General features: G+C 39.6%; 20 protein-coding genes. 8 read left to right on the forward strand and 12 right to left on the reverse strand.

The genetic code is table 11. The annotated features are described in order from the left end of the window. Window positions 1-139 precede the first annotated feature (139 nt). Window positions 140-1,123 (forward strand): hypothetical protein, encoded by a 984-nt coding sequence (locus CBW18_RS09800; protein WP_088301100.1) that lies wholly within the window; start codon window positions 140-142, stop codon window positions 1,121-1,123. On the opposite strand, the gene CBW18_RS09805 is transcribed toward CBW18_RS09800, so the two are convergent. The 3 genes from CBW18_RS09805 to CBW18_RS09815 are packed head-to-tail and all read right to left on the reverse strand — an operon-like array spanning window position 1,106 to window position 4,228. Continuing rightward, window positions 1,106-1,720 carry a rhomboid family intramembrane serine protease gene (locus tag CBW18_RS09805; protein WP_088301101.1) on the reverse strand — a complete coding sequence of 205 codons (615 nt, stop codon included), beginning with the start codon at window positions 1,718-1,720 and terminating at the stop codon, window positions 1,106-1,108. The genes CBW18_RS09800 and CBW18_RS09805 overlap by 18 nt on opposite strands. A 5-nt stretch (window positions 1,721-1,725) precedes the next feature. Further along, on the reverse strand, window positions 1,726-3,465 hold the full coding sequence (locus tag CBW18_RS09810; protein WP_088301102.1) for a M14 family metallopeptidase: 1,740 nt from the start codon (window positions 3,463-3,465) through the stop codon (window positions 1,726-1,728). Between the two features lie 31 nt (window positions 3,466-3,496). Next, the gene (locus CBW18_RS09815; protein WP_088301103.1) at window positions 3,497-4,228 is read right to left on the reverse strand and encodes a hypothetical protein; all 732 of its coding nucleotides are present in this window, start codon (window positions 4,226-4,228) and stop codon (window positions 3,497-3,499) included. Window positions 4,229-4,287: 59 nt separating this feature from the next. Between CBW18_RS09815 and pepT the strand changes: the two genes are divergently transcribed. From pepT to CBW18_RS09835, 4 genes are all read left to right on the forward strand, one after another. Then, window positions 4,288-5,541: a peptidase T gene (gene pepT, locus CBW18_RS09820; protein WP_088301104.1), complete on the forward strand. Its 1,254-nt coding sequence runs from the start codon at window positions 4,288-4,290 to the stop codon at window positions 5,539-5,541. 112 nt (window positions 5,542-5,653) lie between these two features. After that, on the forward strand, window positions 5,654-6,520 hold the full coding sequence (locus CBW18_RS09825) for an aldose 1-epimerase family protein (protein WP_088301105.1): 867 nt from the start codon (window positions 5,654-5,656) through the stop codon (window positions 6,518-6,520). Window positions 6,521-6,669: 149 nt separating this feature from the next. After that, the gene (locus tag CBW18_RS09830; protein WP_088301106.1) at window positions 6,670-7,095 is read left to right on the forward strand and encodes an ester cyclase; all 426 of its coding nucleotides are present in this window, start codon (window positions 6,670-6,672) and stop codon (window positions 7,093-7,095) included. 196 nt (window positions 7,096-7,291) lie between these two features. Next, window positions 7,292-8,383, forward strand: a complete 1,092-nt coding sequence (locus tag CBW18_RS09835; RefSeq protein WP_088301107.1) for an acyltransferase — start codon at window positions 7,292-7,294, stop codon at window positions 8,381-8,383. Here the strand turns inward: CBW18_RS09835 and cysM are convergent. The 4 genes from cysM to CBW18_RS21840 form a co-directional block, all read right to left on the reverse strand. Beyond that, entirely contained in the window at window positions 8,372-9,244 is an 873-nt protein-coding gene (gene cysM, locus CBW18_RS09840; protein WP_088301108.1) for a cysteine synthase CysM, read from the reverse strand. The two genes, CBW18_RS09835 and cysM, sit on opposite strands and share 12 nt — an antisense overlap. A gap of 5 nt (window positions 9,245-9,249) precedes the next feature. Next, window positions 9,250-10,062: a serine acetyltransferase gene (locus tag CBW18_RS09845; protein WP_088301109.1), complete on the reverse strand. Its 813-nt coding sequence runs from the start codon at window positions 10,060-10,062 to the stop codon at window positions 9,250-9,252. Window positions 10,063-10,352: 290 nt separating this feature from the next. Beyond that, window positions 10,353-10,694 (reverse strand): hypothetical protein, encoded by a 342-nt coding sequence (locus CBW18_RS09850; RefSeq protein ID WP_088301110.1) that lies wholly within the window; start codon window positions 10,692-10,694, stop codon window positions 10,353-10,355. A gap of 10 nt (window positions 10,695-10,704) precedes the next feature. Beyond that, window positions 10,705-10,833, reverse strand: coding sequence for a TerD family protein (locus tag CBW18_RS21840; RefSeq protein WP_088301111.1), 129 nt, complete (start codon window positions 10,831-10,833; stop codon window positions 10,705-10,707). A gap of 207 nt (window positions 10,834-11,040) precedes the next feature. On the opposite strand from CBW18_RS21840, the gene CBW18_RS09860 reads away from it, so the two are divergent. Both CBW18_RS09860 and CBW18_RS09865 read left to right on the forward strand, forming a co-directional pair. Continuing rightward, a complete protein-coding gene (locus CBW18_RS09860; RefSeq protein ID WP_253249001.1) occupies window positions 11,041-11,610 on the forward strand; it encodes a Crp/Fnr family transcriptional regulator in 570 nt (189 codons plus the stop codon). A gap of 106 nt (window positions 11,611-11,716) precedes the next feature. Then, entirely contained in the window at window positions 11,717-12,106 is a 390-nt protein-coding gene (locus CBW18_RS09865; protein WP_088301365.1) for a RidA family protein, read from the forward strand. A 158-nt stretch (window positions 12,107-12,264) separates the two neighbouring features. Here the strand turns inward: CBW18_RS09865 and CBW18_RS09870 are convergent, their stop codons facing one another. The 3 genes from CBW18_RS09870 to CBW18_RS09880 are packed head-to-tail and all read right to left on the reverse strand — an operon-like array spanning window position 12,265 to window position 14,541. Next, window positions 12,265-13,170, reverse strand: a complete 906-nt coding sequence (locus tag CBW18_RS09870; protein WP_088301112.1) for a DUF4097 family beta strand repeat-containing protein — start codon at window positions 13,168-13,170, stop codon at window positions 12,265-12,267. Window positions 13,171-13,190: 20 nt separating this feature from the next. Further along, window positions 13,191-13,988, reverse strand: a complete 798-nt coding sequence (locus CBW18_RS09875; protein ID WP_088301113.1) for a HEAT repeat domain-containing protein — start codon at window positions 13,986-13,988, stop codon at window positions 13,191-13,193. Next, window positions 13,981-14,541, reverse strand: a complete 561-nt coding sequence (locus CBW18_RS09880; RefSeq protein WP_088301114.1) for an RNA polymerase sigma factor — start codon at window positions 14,539-14,541, stop codon at window positions 13,981-13,983. Before CBW18_RS09880 ends, CBW18_RS09875 begins: the two co-directional genes overlap by 8 nt. A gap of 891 nt (window positions 14,542-15,432) precedes the next feature. Here CBW18_RS09880 and CBW18_RS09885 point away from each other — a divergent pair. Beyond that, window positions 15,433-18,225, forward strand: a complete 2,793-nt coding sequence (locus CBW18_RS09885) for a PAS domain S-box protein (protein WP_088301115.1) — start codon at window positions 15,433-15,435, stop codon at window positions 18,223-18,225. Between the two features lie 70 nt (window positions 18,226-18,295). On the opposite strand, the gene yidD is transcribed toward CBW18_RS09885, so the two are convergent. Together yidD and CBW18_RS09895 are read right to left on the reverse strand one after the other, a co-directional pair. Beyond that, window positions 18,296-18,661, reverse strand: coding sequence for a membrane protein insertion efficiency factor YidD (gene yidD, locus CBW18_RS09890; protein ID WP_088301116.1), 366 nt, complete (start codon window positions 18,659-18,661; stop codon window positions 18,296-18,298). After that, complete coding sequence (locus tag CBW18_RS09895; RefSeq protein ID WP_088301117.1) at window positions 18,589-18,825, reverse strand: hypothetical protein; 237 nt, start codon at window positions 18,823-18,825, stop codon at window positions 18,589-18,591. The genes yidD and CBW18_RS09895 overlap by 73 nt, the downstream gene beginning before the upstream one ends. Between the last annotated feature and the right edge of the window lie 196 nt (window positions 18,826-19,021).

Genomic DNA, 19,021 nt, shown 5'->3' on the forward strand with positions numbered 1-19,021 from the left:
CTCTCGCACATCCTCCTAAACTTGATTCAGCATCTTTTCCAAATTACACAAAAGCGTGTTAAGACCATTCCATAGTTAGCAAATCACTTCGTAATCGCAGCGTTAAAATAAAACATCTTCCATAAGCCCTAAAAATATAATGTCTAATATTGTAGCGATGAATACTGGCTTATACAATCCCTTCCAACATTTTGATTTTTTATACAAGAAATGCTTTTTAAGTGGCAGCACTTTCAACTCACCTGTTATTCAGCTGCCCCTTATTCCAAAATGGTTGCTGGCACAGGCTGGCTTAACCGGCGAGGAGCAGATTCAATTTTTGGATGAAAGTATCCGTTCTTACAATACACTGGTTATTCCGGCAAATAGTGAAGTGAATGAGCAATTCTTAATCCCGCTTGAACATAAAATAGAACAGGCTTTTGCAAAGGGTTATGCCGGCGTTTCCACCTTAACTGAGCTGGAAATATTCAACTGGGTTGGTAAGTTTTTATATGGTTTTGTATACATCGAAATGCATGCTGCCTTGCGAAAGGAAATGACTGCAGATGGTTTAAATATGTCGCAATCACTGATGATGAAGTTTGCCAACCTCAATTTTATGTTGCAAAACCTATACACCAGCATAGCGTTTGAAGATTTTACGCCATGGTCAATCACCGTGGTAAAACTTGAAAATAAAGAAACCCCCTTTAGCTTCCGCGATGAGATCAATACCCTTACTTTCTCGCTAAAGTTTAAAGATTTTGGCATTGTGGCCTGCCTGCAGGATAACGGCACGAACAAACGTTTCCACCAGGAAATTATTAATGAAATCAGCGACAAAGCTTTAACGGCCGAACAATTTGAAGAATTAACCGCCCGTTTTTATTATTCAGCTTATCTCTTTAACCGTTTGCCGGAATACACCATTATGCCGGTGGAGGGTACCACCTACTTTGAAGCCATGCCACTACGCGGAAACATGAGCAAACCCTTGTTTGATGTTTGGCAGCACAAGGTTTATGCCCAAGTGCTGGAAAACTTCTGGAAACCCTGGGGTTATGTGCAGTTTGAAATTATCAAAGACCCCAATAATCCCATGAGCTTTTTCGAAAACCCTTGTTTACCTACCGCCGGATAGCGCAGCAATAAAATGCTGAATGATGCCGGGCACAAAAATTACAGTAAAGATCAATCCGGTTAAGGCCCCAAAAAAGTGTGCATCATGGTTAATGTTATCTCTGGAGTTTTTAGAGGCATACATACAATAAACCAGATACAATCCGCCAAAAATTACTGCAGGTATCCCAATCGGAATAAACATAATGTAAATTTTAGACATCGGATTATACAAGATATAACTAAAAAGCACCGCACTAATTGCACCCGAAGCACCCAGGCTATTGTAATGAAAATCATCTTTATGTTTAAAAACCGTAGGTAAATCACTCAGCACTAAACCTAAAAAATAAAGTAAGCCAAACTGCCAGCTGCCCATCATTTGTTCAAGCGTAAAAGCAAAGGCATAAAAGGTAAACATATTAAAAAACAAGTGCATCCAATCGGCATGAATTAAGCCACTTGTTAACAAAGTGAAAACCTTATGACCCTTAGAAACACTATATGGATGTAACATAAACTTTCCATACAAACTGTGATCGTAAAAAGCATAAAGGCTGGTAACAAGGGTAAAGACAAAAATGATGGAGGCTACAGGAGCCATGTTTAAGTATTCCATTTGGATTATTTTAAATTGAATTTTTCATTTGCCATTAACCTGGCTACCGGATACCGGTTGTGTGTTTTTTCGTAATAATCAGAATTTTTATAGACAAAATCAAGCTGGGCAGCAGCGTTTTTTGAAAAAGCAGTGTCGGCAGATTTCTTTTCATCTAATTTAGCCTTTAATAATGGATTGCTTTTTAAAAGTGCTTCAGCTGTGTCTTCAAAAACATAAGCAGAATAATGTTCCTTCATATCCAGAATGGAATCAAAGAAGTTCCAGTTAAAAAAAGAATCTGTAGCCTGCGGTTCCAGCGTTTCTACAATATACCGGTTATTTTTTTGATTGACGTATATCACCACATCACCAGCATAGTATTGAAGCGTTTGTTTCCTGGGGTTTATTTTCACTCCCGTATGCAAATAATGTCCTTCATAAGGCCTTGAACTCGTTTTAACATCTTCAATGTAATAACTTTCTACCTCTACTTTGGCATCGCTTTTAAGTTCCTGCATCTCCACGCCGTTCAGTTTCAAAAGTGCAATCACTTTGTCCCAGGCTTTAGGGATGATGTAAGCCAGTGGCTTCTGAACAGTAATTGCGGGTTCATACTTATTCCATTCCTGAATAGTTTTGGTGTAAGGTTTGCTTCTATCATAGAATAATCGGTTAAAGCCACTAACTGCACTTGGTTTTTGCCCGGCTTCGAAACCTTTAAAAGTGATATTATTCACTTCACTTTTGTTCAACTGCCAGGTTAAAGGAAATTCAAGTTGCCTGCTTACAAACTCATCTGCCCTTTGCTTGTTTTCCAGAATAAGTTTTGCATCACGCTGAATGATATCAATATAACTTTGAAGTAATTTATAGGTAGCATCAACACGCAAATCATAAGATTTTAACATATGTGTTTCTGGCATAAAACCAATTACATTATGCAGTGCAGCATATCCGGTAGAATATCTTGGGGATTCTATAAATCCGGTAATTCCGCTTTCAGGCGTTTCGCCAATTGAATTTACATAGGGAATCATAGGATAACCTTGTTTGGCCATGGCTCCATACAAACCTGGAACCAAAGTACTGGTTAAGTATCCCGACAAAATGGTATTCAGCTTATCTTTCTGCGTCGGAATCAGGGTCATTACATATTGATAATCGGCTCCGTTACTGGTGTGGGTATCTACAAAAACCTCCGGCTTCCAGGTATTAAAAATCAGTTGAAATGCAGCTGAATTTTTAGAATCTGTTTTAATGAAATCACGGTTTAAATCCAGATTCTTCGCATTTCCGCGAAAACCATAAGCCAACGGACCATTCTGGTTGGCTCTAGAAGTTGAGGTTCTATTAAAACTCCCATCAATATTATAAAGTGGAATGATACAAATAACCACATCTTTTGGGAGCTTGTTCCCATTTAATAAATCCCTGCTCAGCATCATAGAAGCATCTATTCCTTCTGGTTCACCCGGATGAATGCCATTATTGATCAAGAGAACCGTTTTATTGCTTTTTTTAATGTCTACGGGATCAAAAACCTGATCTTTTGACAATACCAGCAGCTGTAAGGGCTGACCAAAATCGGTATTTCCGTAGCTGAAAAGTTTTGCCTGTGGATACTGATCTGCCAGGTGCTTATAATATGCCAGGGCTTCCGGGTAAGTGGATGTTTGTGTTTTCTGACTTCGTTCAAATGGTGTTTTTTGTGCGTGGGCAAATAACGTGTAAAACAGCAGGTAAAACACAAAAATATTTTTCATGGAAAAAAGCTGAAAATGTGGTGAAACAAACCTACAAAGTTCTACGATAAACTCTTGTGTTTCCGAAGAAGCACTTAACCCCTATGCTGTAGGTATTGTACGTATCTGGTGAATAATTTTTAAAATTAACAGATGAATCATCATATCCGTCTAAGCCTTCACCAAACGTGAAATTACTTTGAAGATTGAGATTGATGGCAAAACGTGCATAACCGTAACCATCATAGAAATAATAATTATATCCTAAATTTAAAGGCACCCAGAGGTTTGTTGTTTTATTTTCTCCGGGAAAGGGTCCGTATCCCGGATCAATAGCAGCCCACATAGGTTTGCGCCGAACAATATCGGCGATATTATTCTTAATTGCGCCAACACCAATGCCAACGTAAATTCCCTTAATATTATCAAGGAGCGTGCTTCTTTCAAAGTCGATCAACTCTCCAAGTGCCATTTTAAAATTGACGCTGAGACTGGTATAGTCATTTAAAAATTGCCGGTTATGCGGATCAGTATGAATATCTCCACCCTGCACTAAACCATATTGCCCCTCAAGTCCAAGCGATACAAAAGGAGTAAGGTAATGATTCACTTCTCCATATACTGTATGGCCCCAGCTGCCCTTTAATACATCTGTTTTAGAATAGTTTGGTCCGGCACCAAAACCAACAGACCATTTAAAATAATTAGATTGCGCAAAGGAATAATTAATCAGCAGGAAAAATAAAACAGTCAGGGCTGTAGACCTGGAGAGCTTGAATATCATGGTGTTTTTTTACAAAAATAATATGTTTATTGAATATTTATAACATTTACCTTTGAATTATGAGCAAATACATCAATTTAAACCAATCTTTACAACAGCGTTTTATACATTACGCAAAAATAGATACACAATCAGATCCGAACTCAGCTTCCTGCCCTTCCACATTAAAGCAGAAGAATTTAGGTGCCTTATTGGTTGAAGAATTAATAGCATTGGGCATTTCGGATGCAGAAATGGATAAAAACGGATATGTTTATGGAACAATTCCATCCAACACCAAAAAAATACTGCCTGTAATTTTCTTTTGTTCTCATATGGATACCTCTCCGGATTGCAGCGGTGAAGGTGTGAAGCCAATAATCCATCACAATTACCAGGGCGATGATATCATTTTACCAGATGACCCTCATATTGTGCTTAAAATGTCTGAGCACAGGGACTTAAAACATCAAATTGGTAATGATATCATTACAGCCAGTGGAACAACGTTGCTGGGTGCAGACAATAAGGCAGGCGTAACCGAAATCATGGAAGCGGCCAGCTTTCTAATGAAAAATCAGGAAGTAAAACATGGCACCATTAAAATCCTGTTTACGCCTGATGAAGAAATAGGCCGTGGCGTTGATCAGTTGGATGTGGAAAAACTCGGGGCAGACTTTGGGTATACCATAGATGGAGAAACACTGGGTTCTATTGAAGATGAGACCTTTTCTGCCGATGGTGCCACATTGGTCATTCATGGGGTAAGTACACATCCTGGTTTTGCTAAGGGAAAAATGGAAAGTGCCATTAAAATTCTTGCGGATATCATTGCGGCCTTACCAAAAGACACCTTAACTCCTGAGGCTACGCATCAGAAAGAAGGCTTTATCCATCCGGTAAGCATCTCCGGCCAGGTAGAAATGGCTGAAGCACATTTTATCATCAGAGATTTTACTGATGAAAAACTTGCGGCACATGGTCAATTTCTGGAAGCAACGGTAAAAAATGTGATCTCCAGGTATCCAAATACCACTTTTGATTTAGACATTAAGGCGCAATACAGAAATATGAAGCAAGTGCTGGATCAGTTTCCGCAAATTGTTCAGTTCGGAATTGAAGCCATTGAGCGGGCAGGTGTTATAGCTAAAAAACAAAGCATTCGTGGTGGCACGGATGGTTCACGCTTATCTTTCATGGGTTTACCCTGCCCGAATATATTTGCCGGTGAACATGCTTTTCACAGTAAACAGGAATGGGTTAGTGTACAGGATATGGAGAAGGCCGTACAAACCATCATCAACATTGCCTCCATCTGGGAAGAGAAAGGGTAATGCAGTCTGAAGTCAAAAGTCTGGAGTCTATAGTAACCAGTCGTGATATAAACGGACCTGGAATTTAGAAAAAAGATATTTTTTAGCATCATATTTGTTACTTTAGCACACCATGATCACTCTTGAAAACGAATACCTCAACGTAAATTTAGCAGCTAAAGGAGCAGAACTCCAGCGCTTATACAGTAAAGAAACCAAACTGGAATACCTCTGGAACGGAGACGACCAGTACTGGGGTAAACATAGTCCGGTTTTATTTCCAATTGTTGGCGCTTTAAAAAACGACAGTTTTACCTATAAAAACAACACCTACCATTTACCCCGCCATGGCTTTGCCCGCGACCAGATTTTTAATGAGCAGAAAAACAGTGATACCGAAGCCATATTCACGTTGACCCAAAGCGAAGAAAGCCTGAAGGTTTACCCTTTTCATTTTGAACTGAGATTAAAATATCAGCTCATCGACAGAAAATTAATCCTCACTTATCAGGTAATCAATACAGGTGATGATGAACTTCTTTTCTCTCTTGGTGCACACCCGGCTTTTGCTGTCCCTAACAGTCCTAAAACAGATTATACGGATTATTACCTGGCTTTTAATGCAGATAAGAAACTTACCTATTGGAAACTGGACAATGGTTTGATTGCGAAAGAAACCGGAAGCATTGCGCTTAACGGACATAAACTCCAATTAAAACATGAACTTTTTTATCAGGATGCTTTGGTATTTAAGGCCATGCAAAGCAATTGCATCAGCTTATTAAACACCAAAAACGATTATGGCCTGCATTTTCATTTTGATGATTTCCCCTTCTTTGGCATCTGGGCTGCAAAGGATGCACCTTTCGTTTGTCTTGAACCCTGGTGTGGTGTAGCAGATGATGTAGCGCATAACCAGGAACTTGCCCATAAAGAAGGAATTATAAAATTGAAGCAGGGCCAGCAGTGGGAACGATTCTGGGAAGTAGAATGTTTTTAAAAAGCTAAGCAGAGCCGGAATGTTCTGCTCAGCCTGTTTAAAAAGCCAACTTGAATATCATCTAATGCTACCTAACATGATTTTGAATTTCCGGAAACAACCATAAAACTATCCTGTTTTACTTAAAAGTTTCAGCAAGAAAATTAAATATGGATAATCAGGTAGAAAAAAATAAAGCGATTTGTAAAGTATTTTTGGATGAATTGTTTAACCAAAAAAATATAGATGCCATTGATCAGTTTGTGGATCATCATGTCAGCATTCAAAATCCATTTCCCGGACAAAGAACAGGAGCTGACGGATTTCGGGATATCAGCCAGATATACGGACTGGCTTTCCCTGATCTGAAAATCAGCTTTAACCACATTTTAGGTGATGCAGATCAAGTTACCTGTCACTTCACGCTGGAGGGTACGCACAAAGACCTTTTCATGAATGTACCGGCTACAGGTATCAAAGTGAGATATGATATCGTGTATATTTTAAAATTTACCAACGAGAAAATAACAGCGCACTGGTCTTTAGTTGATGGATTAAGCGTGCTGCAACAAATTGGTGCCATTTCTCTTACTTAAGCAATATAGAATGCTTCTATAGTCAATATACTCTAGAATAGATGGCATGTTCATGACCAGCAATAAGGCTTTAATACAAATTTGAAGCCTTATTTTTTTGAAATCAAAATTTTATATGCTTCCCGATTTGAATAAAACCATCCAATTGGTTATTCTTGCAATTGAGCCTGATTAAGTTATTTCCTTAAAGCTACAAATGAAATCCTTAACCTTACCCATACTTCAAAGCAGACAACATTTTCCGGTTCTTGATGGATTGCGGGGCGTAGCAGCACTGGCTATTGTTATTTTTCACTTTATGGAAATCGTTTTTACCGATTTCACCCAAAACATTATTGGCCATGGTTTCCTGGCTGTCGATTTCTTTTTCTGTTTATCTGGCTTTGTTATTGGCTATGCCTATGACAACCGTTTAGAAGAAATGGGCATCCTGGAGTTTTTTAAATCGCGGATCATCAGGCTTCACCCGCTGGTATTATTTGGTTCCGTACTCGGTTTATTTGCCTTTTTATTTGATCCCTTTGGCGGTCAACCCTTTATTTTCAGTACAGGTAAGATCATTTTGCTTTTTATCAGTTCTGCCTTACTGATTCCTTTTCCGGCGATGGAAGAAAGGGCTTTTAACTTATTTGGTTTAAACGCGCCATCATGGTCGTTATTCTGGGAATATGTAGCGAATATATTTTATGCTTTTATACTGGCCAGGCTGCATCGAAAGTACCTGGTTATTTTAGCCATTATCGCGGCCATACTTTTAGGCGTAGTGGCTTACCGGGCTGGCTCATTAATGGGCGGATGGGCTGGCGATAACTTTTGGGATGGTGGAGCCCGAATTTTTTACTCTTTCATCGCGGGCCTGCTGGTTTATCGCTTCAAGTGGACAATTAAAAATAATTTAGGCTTTTTTGGCCTTTCCATATTGCTCAGCTTAGCGTTCCTGATGCCTTTTTTTAGCTATAGCTGGCTAGCCGAATTAGCGGTGGTATTATTTTATTTCCCCTTAATCATTGCATTGGGCGTGGGCACTAAAGTGCATGAGCGCCTGATAGGATTGTGCCATTTTTCGGGCAAAATTTCCTATCCGTTATACATGACCCATTATTCAGCGATCTGGATGTTTAACCATTATTACAGCACCTATAAACCGCAGGGCAAAGAATTATCGCTGTTAATTATTGCGGGGGTAATGGTCTTATTGTGCCTCGCCTATCTTACCATGGTATGGTATGATCTGCCCGTTAGAAAATACTTAAGCCGCAAAAGGATAAAAAGCGACTTACCCAAATAAGTCACTGCTGAGGTATCGATCACCCCGATCGCAGGTAATAAAAACCAATACACCAGACTCCAATTCCGAAGCTACACGAATGGCCGCTGCACAGGCACCACCAGAACTCATTCCTGCAAAAATACCTTCTTCCCTGGCTAATCTCCTCGACATTTCCACAGCTTCTTCCTGGCTGATATCCATTATACGATCTACACGTTCAGGCTCAAAAATTTGGGGTAAGTATTCTTTCGGCCAACGGCGGATTCCGGGGATGGATGAACCTTCTGTTGGCTGGCAACCCACAATTTGAACCGATGGGTTTTGTTCTTTAAGGTATCGCGAACATCCCATGATGGTGCCGGTTGTACCCATTGAACTGATAAAATGTGTAATTTCTCCTTCAGTATCTCTCCACATCTCCGGCGCGGTAGTTTTATAGTGCGCCAGGTAATTATCAGGGTTTGCAAACTGGTTCAGCAAAAAGTAACCCTTAGAAACACCTTTTTCTTCAGCATAATCACGACAGGCTTCTATACTTTCGAGCAAGGTCACCCGTGCACCAAAAGCTTCCATGGTTACTTTACGCTCGCGGGTAGAATTTTCAGGCATCACCAGCTCAATATCCAGGTTATATAATTTGGCAATCATGGCCAGTGCGATGCCTGTGTTTCCACTGGTTGCCTCCACCAATTTCGTTCCTGGCTTAATCTCACCACGTTCTATTGCACTGCGAATCATATTTAGAGAAGCCCTGTCTTTTACACTTCCGCCTGGGTTATTTCCTTCCAGCTTGGCATAAATTTTCACTTTTGGGTTAGGGCTGAGTTTACTCAATGCAACCATGGGTGTGTTCCCGATTAAATCTATAATTCCTGCCATAATGTTTAATTCTTTTCTTTTATATTTCTGATGGTGATGGTTGGTGAATGATAAACCAATGAATAAGGATTCACACTTTCCGTAAGCCATACATTTCCGCCAATGATGCTGTCATGTCCGATGGTGGTATCTCCACCCAGGATGGTGGCTCCAGAATAAATCACCACCCGGTCTTCTACCTTTGGGTGCCTGCTGCTGCCGGCAAATACTTTTTTTACACTCATAGCACCCAGCGTTACGCCCTGGTATAATTTTACATGTTCACCAATAACGGTGGTTTCGCCAATCACAATACCGGTTCCATGATCAATATAAAAGTATTCGCCAATTTCTGCCGCCGGATGAATATCGATCCCGGTTTTTGAATGTGCATGTTCAGTTAAAATTCTTGGAATCAGCCTGAGCCCCAGTACATGCAAGGCATGTGCAATGCGGTAAAGGCAAATGGCATAAAATCCCGGGTATGTGCGGATGACCTCAAATTCACTCACCGCCGCAGGGTCACCTTTATAAATTGCAGAGATATCAGTATGGAGTGTTTGATAAAGCACCGGAAGCTGTGCAAAGAAAAGTTCCGTTATTAAATTGGCATCACCAGGATTTTCCGGATGGCCAGCTGATGCGATGTTAAACAACTCAGATTTTAAGCTCTGGGTATAAATCACTAAATCAGTTTCACTTTCAAAGTGGATAATGCTATGCTCGGGATATAACAAGTCGACAATTTTGATAGCCCAATGCGCAATAACATCATTAGGTGGCAGATGGTTATCACTATTTCGCTTTCTAAACAGGTAACCGAAAAAATCGTCACTCATAAAAATACTGGTTAAATCTTAACACTAAATCCCTTTGTTTTGTAGCGTAAATATATCGATTAGCCTTTAGCTCTACGTCATTTACTCATCAAAATGTTTACCCTCAAAAACCAGCATTTAGCACAAAGGTTATCCGCATTATGCATGGTGATATAACAGAAGTTCTATATAAAATCCCCCAATAAAACACGAACGATATAAATGACTTATTACCGTCATCGCCAATCAACAAAAGGTACTTCATCAGGAAATGATTAAACGGGGGAATGGCGTGGCATTATAAAAATATTCTACTGATGCTGGTGACGCACAACTGTCGTAATATTTAATTCTTCCGGTTTTACAATCAGACCGGTAGAATCTACATTATTTTCATCAGCCAAGGCTTTGCCAGAAGGCTTTTCGTCTGCAGTAGCAGCCTTTCCAGGATTTTTAACTGTTTCCATGCTTTCAGATAAATTTGCTGGTGAAAGAGATAGGTAATACCAAAGGCCACCACCAATCAGCAATACCAGAAGCAAACCAATCGTCCAGTTTTTGTTTTTTGGAGTCTCTGCTGTTTCGTTTTTAGAAAGATCAAATTGAGTTCTGGCTTTTGCCAACGGCTCATTTTTATTTAAATCAAATGACATAATTTTTATTTTAAGTATGCATATCTACTAAGGTTTGCAGGCTTCCGGTATGCGCACGGCCCATCGCTTCAAACTCCCAGCTGTCTCCGGAACGAAATAAGCGACCAAATTCCACCGCATCTTCATTCGCGTTAATAATCCTTTAATTTATGTAAACCCTAAAGTTTTACCAATCTTCATAATCTATGGAGATTGTTTTGATTTATGCCTCAAAAATATAGGAATCTTAAAGCTCTTTTTTACGGGAACCCAGAATTGCAACGTTTTTCGTTTATCATAAATTATTCGAACTATACGCTGGCGAAGAACAGGTCGCAATGCTTATCTTCGTTAATTAAATTTAACCATGCTTATATACGAAACGTTACGCATACACATTGAAAAACAAATTGCCTTAACAGATGAAGAATTTGATTTTGTGCAACAGCATTTCGAAGTTAAACGATATAAAAAACATCAATTTATTATTCAGGAAGGTGAAATGGTGCGGTATTCTTATTTTCTAGTTTCAGGATTAACTAAACTGGTCCATCATGATGAAAGTGGTAAAGCACATATTGTTTCTTTTGCCATGGAAGATTGGTGGGAAAGTGATTTCCATGCTTACCTCACGCAAACACCAGCAATGCTTTCGCTGGAATGTATTGAAGATACGGTGGTGCTATGCATCTCTTTGGTAAATTATAGAAAGCTGTGCTCCCGACTTCAAAAAGTAGAATCTTTCTTTCTGGAGAAAGCACACTTCGGTAATATCGCCGCACAAAGGCGAATCTTATCGTTACTTACTGCTAACGCAAAAGAGCGTTATGAACAATTGCGAAGACAATATCCTTCTTTATTTCAGCGGGTTCCAAAATCCTTGCTCGCTGCTTATCTCGGTGTATCCAGAGAAACATTGAGCAGGCTGTCAGATTAGCGTGTGATAAACATCACAAAAAAATGGTGATGTCCCGCAACTGATCTTAACAATTATTCTCTCAATTTTGTGGTATAGCAAATTCGCTATAATGAAACAATTTGACATGGAAAAACGAGCAATAAATCCCTGGAATTGGCAGGATCAAAGAAATTATGTACAAGCTGTAGAAGTGAAAGCAGCGAATGGAACGTTGTATTGTTCAGGACAAACTGCTATTGATGCTGATGGAAAATCTAGTGATGCTGATATGGCTACGCAACTTACGCAAGCCATTGCAAACCTGGAACAGTTAATTACCTCGGCAGATTATGATTGCAAAAACATTGTCCGCTTAAATGTTTACCACACCAATATTGATGAATTTTTTAATAACTTTCAGATCCTTCAAGATTGGGTGGTGAAACATGGTATTAAACAGGCCACAACAGTAATGGAAGTGAAAAGTCTTTTTGAAACCTTAAAGGTAGAACTGGAAGCCACTGTGGTAAAGTAGAAGATTTTACTGCCAGAGACAGTATCATACATTCGAAATGTCATCTTGAGCCTGCCGAAGGGCCTTAAAAAGAATTGCTTAACGGTATTCGGCAAGCTCAACATGACAAATTTTAATACAGAAGGCCTTTTGAATTTAAATCAAACCTGTTATATCATCTATTTCTTTTCTCTGATGTAGATATTATTGTGGTTAGATTTAAGGATGAAATCTACTCCACCACCATTTATTTTTCCATTAAGTGATTCTGCATAATTCCCACCCTCATAGCCAAATACAGGAGCATTTTCATCCTGGTTTTCACTGTTGGCAGCTAAACTTTTGATGGTTAAAGCCTGAACGCCCTTTCCAATAGTTAGTGTTTTTACAGGTTGCCCTGTTGCATTCGTTTTCGGGTTAGAAGCGGGATTTATTGCAATTTTCAAGTCATCAGCTGCATAGATTTTGCCATAGTTACTGATCACTTCGAGATTTGCTTTTACAGAAGCAGGAAGCGCAATATCAACATGCCCATTCACAGATATAATAGAAATGGGACCTTTCAAATCAGCTGGAAATGACGCATCAACCGAGCCATGTAAGGTTTTGATATTCATAGGACCGACATTGTTGGTTAATACAATATCATTTCCGGTTACCGCTACATCAATCTCTGTTTTCAAATTTTTAAGTGTAACTGTATCCTGATACATATTGCTGTTATTGGCAAAGGAAACACGGACGTTTCTTGGTAATTTGATGCTTAATTTTGGTTGGTTAGCCACGCTAACCGGATTTACATTAATATCATCTCCCCTTACGGTAACATCAAAACCCAAACCGCTATTATCTTTAAAACCAGAACTGTTAAATGCCTTTAGTCCTTTAGCACGCTCATCAACTTCTTCATCTTCATTTTTAGGAAGAGAGAAAATAATTTCATTTCCATCGTAACCCTCTACCGTAACCCCGCTGATGTTGAGGTTCAGTTTTCCATTATTTTTAGCAAGCTTGTATTGTTTTTGTGCCGAGGCCGACAGGCCAGTGGTAAATAGGGCAAATAATAAGATCAATTGTAGTTTCATATCTTTAGTGTTTATGTTGATTAAAATTTATTTTCTTTAAGCAGGATCTGGTAAACCTCATCTTTAACTGCCTCCAGTGTAGATGGATCATTCACAAGGGCGTAAAGCCGCTCATCAATCTTGACATTTTGCATTTTACCCAAAAGATTAACAAGTGAGAGTTGTAACATCGGATCATTCTGGTGATTGAGGGCGTTTACCAAAAGATTGGTAACATGTGCATCTTGCCTATATTTCTCCAACACACTCAATGCAGCCAAACGCACATTGCTGTTTCCGTCATGCTGAATGGTTGCAGCCAGACGATCAAGCATATCATAACTGATCAATTCACTTTTTTTGATGGCTAAAACAGCGGCCAACCGGGTACTTGATGAAGCGCTGTCGTTTAACTTTGTATAAAGCATCTGATCGGGTGAGGGTATGAACGGAACTTCTTCTTTGCTTTGATGCTTTTTTACATGAGAAGTTGTTTCATGTGCAGCAAACTGAGTCTGTTTTGCATTCTGGGTAACGGCCTTTACTAATGGCTTCTCAGCAATTTTTGGGTGTTTATTCTGCTTATTCAGGGCCAGGTGCTGTTCAGTTTTTTTAGTCTGTTGCGTACTATTGAAGAACCATAATCCAATAGTACATACCAGTAAAACTGCTGCTGCAGCCATCCAGCTTGCAGGTTTGATATTTAAAATACGGTGCTTTTTTACCATGGGTTCTTGAGCCAGACTGGCTTTAAATCCCGCCAGGTTAAACTGCGGAGCTTCCAGATGATCGAAATCTTCCCGGTGCTGCTCCACAAAATCTTTTATCGGATCATTCATAATAAGCTTTATCTTTTAGTGATACTAATATTCTTTTTTTTGCCCGATGGTACTGCGTTCTGACAGTAGACGGGGCCAGACCTAGTGTAAGTGCGATTTCATCCTGTGGCATTTTTTCAAAAAGGTACAGGGTTAAAATTGTTCTGTACCCGTCCGAAAGCTCGTCAATACAACGCCTGACATCCTCAACACGGCTTTCAAAAATTTCATCTTCCCTGATGTCATAATCAGCCTCGGCCATGAACTCATAGTTGTCCAGATCTGAAAACAGCAGTTTCTTTCGCCTGAGGTGCGAGATCGATTTATTGATCGCCATTCTCCTTACCCAGGCTTCAAAACTATTGATTTGCATTAACCGCTTCTGATCGCTAAAGACATTGCAGAAAGTTTCCTGCAAAATATCTTCTGCCTCCGCACTGTGCGCAACCAGCCGGCTAATGGAATTAAAAATCCCCCTGGCATATCGGTTATAGAGCCCGGTATAACCCGCATCCTTGCCCCGAAGGCACATGGCAATCAATTCCTGATCAGATATGTTTTCTTTTTGAAGCAAGTAGCGTTTCTGTTAATTTTTAATTCAAGAAGTTTCTATTCTATCCTGAAGTCGCAATAGGGGAAATAATGTTGCATCTGCCCTTTGATTTATTTAAAAATAAATCAAAGGGTCTAAAATATTCCATAAATTACTGTTTAAAGATCGGTAAAATCATTCATTTTAAACAGATGATGACCAAGATAAGATGTCCTGTAGGCCTTTTAAATTGATCTTTCTGCATTTTTTAATGCGCAGCATTTTTCTTCAGCATCCCACACCGTTAAAAAAAATTAAAATATTTTCGATGCCAGGCAATAATGTATTAAAATGATCGTCTTTATATGGAGAGCGTTAATTTAGATTAAACGGGAGTCGTCTTTATGATGATTCCCGTTTTCTTTTGGATTCAATTTGAACAGGAGCTGTTGAGGCATTTCCTGATTCAGTAATATTTAAGCTCCTGTTCTCACCCTAACGATCCGTTATACCCCTCAAAATAGATTATTTTAAAATTATTTTCAGTACCGGGCAATAATGTATTAAAATGATCGTCTTTATATGGAGAGCGTTAATTTAGATTAAACGGGAGTCGTCTTTATGATGATTCCCGTTTTCTTTTTTTTACGGTTCTTTGGATTGAAGATTATAAAATCAATCACCAGCTGAAGAGAAGATTGGCATTGTGGGGATTGATCCCTTTTCGCTTTTGTGCGAAGGAGAATCTTCATCTTTCATCTGGCTTTATTGTCTTTTAAAAAAGCTTGAAGTAGCTATATTATGACCGATGCGCTTCACGAAAATCGCAATCAACTGCCGAATTGTTTTTAAGAAGTATTCCGGAAAAAGATCCGGATTGATGATATTTGCTTAATTTGCATTCGTTTTTTTGAGATTATTACCATTTAATATATGAGCAATACAGCCGCGAATCAGGATCGTTTCGGAGCCCTTGTAGCCGCAACGTCAGATGTTGTTTATCGCATGAGTCCGGATTGGGAGGTGATGTATGAACTCGATGGCCGGGGTTTTTTAAAAAGCACTTCTGAACCGCTTACAAACTGGCGGAACCATAACGTGCATCCTGCTGATTTGCAAATGGTAAATGAGGCAATATCCTGGTCCATTGCCACAAAATCAATGTTTGAACTGGAACACCGTGTTTTGCGTGCAGACGGAAGTACAGGCTGGACCATTTCCAGGGCTGTACCCATATTAAATGATGCAGGAGATATTTTGGAATGGTTTGGTGCTGCCAAAGACATTACGCTTCGCAAGCAAACAGAGCATGAACTTCAGCAGGCGAAAGAGCTGGCAGAGCAGCAACAGCGGCTTTATGAAACGGTAACATCTAATACACCTGATCTGATTTATGTATTTGGATTAGATTACCGCTTTACCTATGCCAATAAAGCTTTGCTTGAAATGTGGGGGAAGCGTTGGGAAGATGCCGTGGGCAAAACCCTGCTTGAGAATGGTTATGAACCCTGGCATGCAGAGATGCATGAGCGGGAAATTGATGAGATTATTACCACCGGAAAACCCATTCGGGGTGAGGTCGATTTCCCTCATGCGGCACTGGGTAACAGAACTTACGATTATATCCTGACACCCGTATTTGATTCCAGTGGTCTGGTGGTAGCTATTTCAGGAATTACCCGCGATGTTACACAACGCAAGCAACAGGAGCAGGAAAAATTCAGGTTGTCTGCCGAACTGGCTTTATTAAATGAAGCCGCTGAAGCAACAAACGAGGAACTTAATGCGGCCAATGAAGAACTTCAAACTTCCCAGAACAGGCTGAGCGAAGCCAACAGGAACCTGGAACTGATTTTAAATATGTTACCGGCCTCCGTGGTCGTCATCCGTGGCTATGACCTGGTGGTGGAATTGATTAATGAAAGTAACCTGAAATACTGGAACAAAAGCAAAGAAGAGGTTTTAGGAAAAAGGTTTCTGGACATATTGCCGGATCTGGCCGATCAGCCTTTTGCCGGCCAGCTTCGCAAAGTAATGGATACCGGCGAAGTCATTGATGTAAAGGAAAGCCCTGTACTGTTTACTATGCCGGATGGTACCATCCGCGAAACTTATGTAGACTATACTTACCAACCCCTTGCAGATGCTTTTGGCAACAGAAACGGGGTACTGGTGATGTCTTTTGAAATTACAGAAAGGATACTTTCTAAACGATTACTCGAAAAATACACTGCCGAACTTACCCAGGTAAATAAGTCGCTTTCTATCGCGAACAATAAACTGGCAGCCAGTGAGGCTCGATTTAAGTTTTTTATTGAGGAGGCACCTGTGGCCATTGGAGTTTTACATGCCAGGGAGCTGATTGTGGAAACCGCCAACCAGAAGATATTGGAAGTTTGGGGTAAAAGCCCTGAAATTATAGGATTACCGCTTGCTCAGGCACTACCGGAATTAAGTGGTCAGCCTTTTCTAGGCATACTGGATAATGTATTTATGACCGGCGTACCCTTTTACGCCAATGAAATCAGCGCCATGTTAAATCATGGAGGAGAATTAAAAGAAATCTTTTTTAATGTAGTTTATCAACCTGTAGTTGGACAGGATGGAGCCGTATCTGATATATTGATCGTTGCGACAGATGTGACAGAACAAGTTCATGCGCGCAGATCGATTGAACAAAGTGAGCAGCATTTCCGGAAACTTGCTGACCTGGTGCCCGCCAAGATTTCTAATGCTTTACCAAACGGCATGGTTACTTTCTCTAATCAGCACTGGCTGGATTTTACAGGAATGAGTTTTGAAAATCTTCGTGATTTTGGCTATTACCAGATCATGCATCCTGATGAGATTGCCTCCTTTAAAAAAGGGCTGGAAGTAGCAGCAGCTAATGGCACTCCACATGTTGCAGAAATGCGCTTTAAAGACAGAAATGGCAACTATATCTGGCATTTAAACATCTCATCGCCTATTTTAGATGAAGAAGGAAAGGTAATGATGTGGGTGGGATCTACAACTGATATTCAAACAATAAAAGAGGAAGAACAGCGTAAAAGTGATTTCGTAAGCATGTTAAGCCATGAACTTAAAACGCCGGTTACCTCCATTAAGGGGCATGTACAACTGGCCTTACGGTTATTGTCAAGAGAAACATTATCTCCATCATTACAAAAACTGAGCACCTCATTATCACGTATTGATGTACTGCTTTTGCAATTAACCGGACTCATCAGGGATATGCTTGACCTTAGCCGGATTGATGCCGGCAGGATGGATTTAAAGGTAGAACATTTTGCAATTGATACATTGGTAAAAGAAGTGGTAGAAGATTTTCGCCTGAGCCATCAGCAATATGTTTTCCACCTGGAAACGGCTGCGAATGTATTTGTTCATGCCGACCGCGACCGGATCAGCCAGGTACTGATCAACCTGATCGCCAATGCAATCAAGTATTCTCCTAAAAGCAACCAAGTTGATATCGCTGTTGCCACAACTGAAAATGAAGTGTTGATTGACATCAAAGATTATGGAATTGGTATTGAAGCAAAAGACCAGACCAAAATTTTTGAACGCTTTTTCAGGGTAGAGGGTCAGAATGAGAAATATTTCAGTGGTTTTGGAATCGGATTATTTTTAGCGCATAATATCATATCGAGGCATGGGGGTGAAATCTTATTGGAAAGCGAGCGGAATCAGGGCTCAGTGTTTACTGTACATCTTCCAATTTAGAAGTTTTACTCATGCATTTATTTAGTTTTTAGCAAAGCCCGATTGAATAGTTTACCTCTAAAACTCTGTTTTATTTAGTAAACGGGACTGAAAATTTTTTGGCTATTTCATGTTGTTGTAATTGATCACCATTTGGCAAAATCATATAATTTTGATCAGTAACCGGATTTATGATTACCTGATAACCGCCCCTACAATTTTGATATCGATAAGCAAATGCCTTTAGTCCTTTAAATAACCCCTCTGTTTTAGCCATTTGATAAACATGCCGGGAACAGCTTATTCTAAAAATACACCGGGGCTCTTGGTTTTTAGCCTTGAGCATCCAGTATATTTTAATTAAGAATAGCAGCAGAAATCTCATTATAGATTTTTCCCAAATACAACCATCTGATATGAGGCAAGATAACCTGGTTTTGCACCAAACCCAAAGCATCCGGGATCTGGTTGCACATAAGTAGAAACACTCTCCAACCTGATGTATATCCAGCCTTCGTTAAGATAGTGGTTGATAGTTTGCTCCAATTGTTCTGCTACTGCTACAGTAGTCTGCTTTTTATGATCTATGGTAGCGGTAAAAGGTATAACTTTATATTCCATATTAGTTGATTTACTGCGTATTGATTTGTTAAGATTCAAATGTAATACACCACATCAAGCTAATCTTACGGGTTTCCGTAACGAAAAACTGATAAAGAAAACTATATGTTTTTAAAAAGAACATAGGTTTTATCTATATCATTAAAATTAAGTGATGACATTCCATTAAATATATCATGCCACCAATTAATCAACT

The organism is Pedobacter sp. AJM, assembly GCF_002197755.1.
Lineage (GTDB): Bacteria > Bacteroidota > Bacteroidia > Sphingobacteriales > Sphingobacteriaceae > Pedobacter.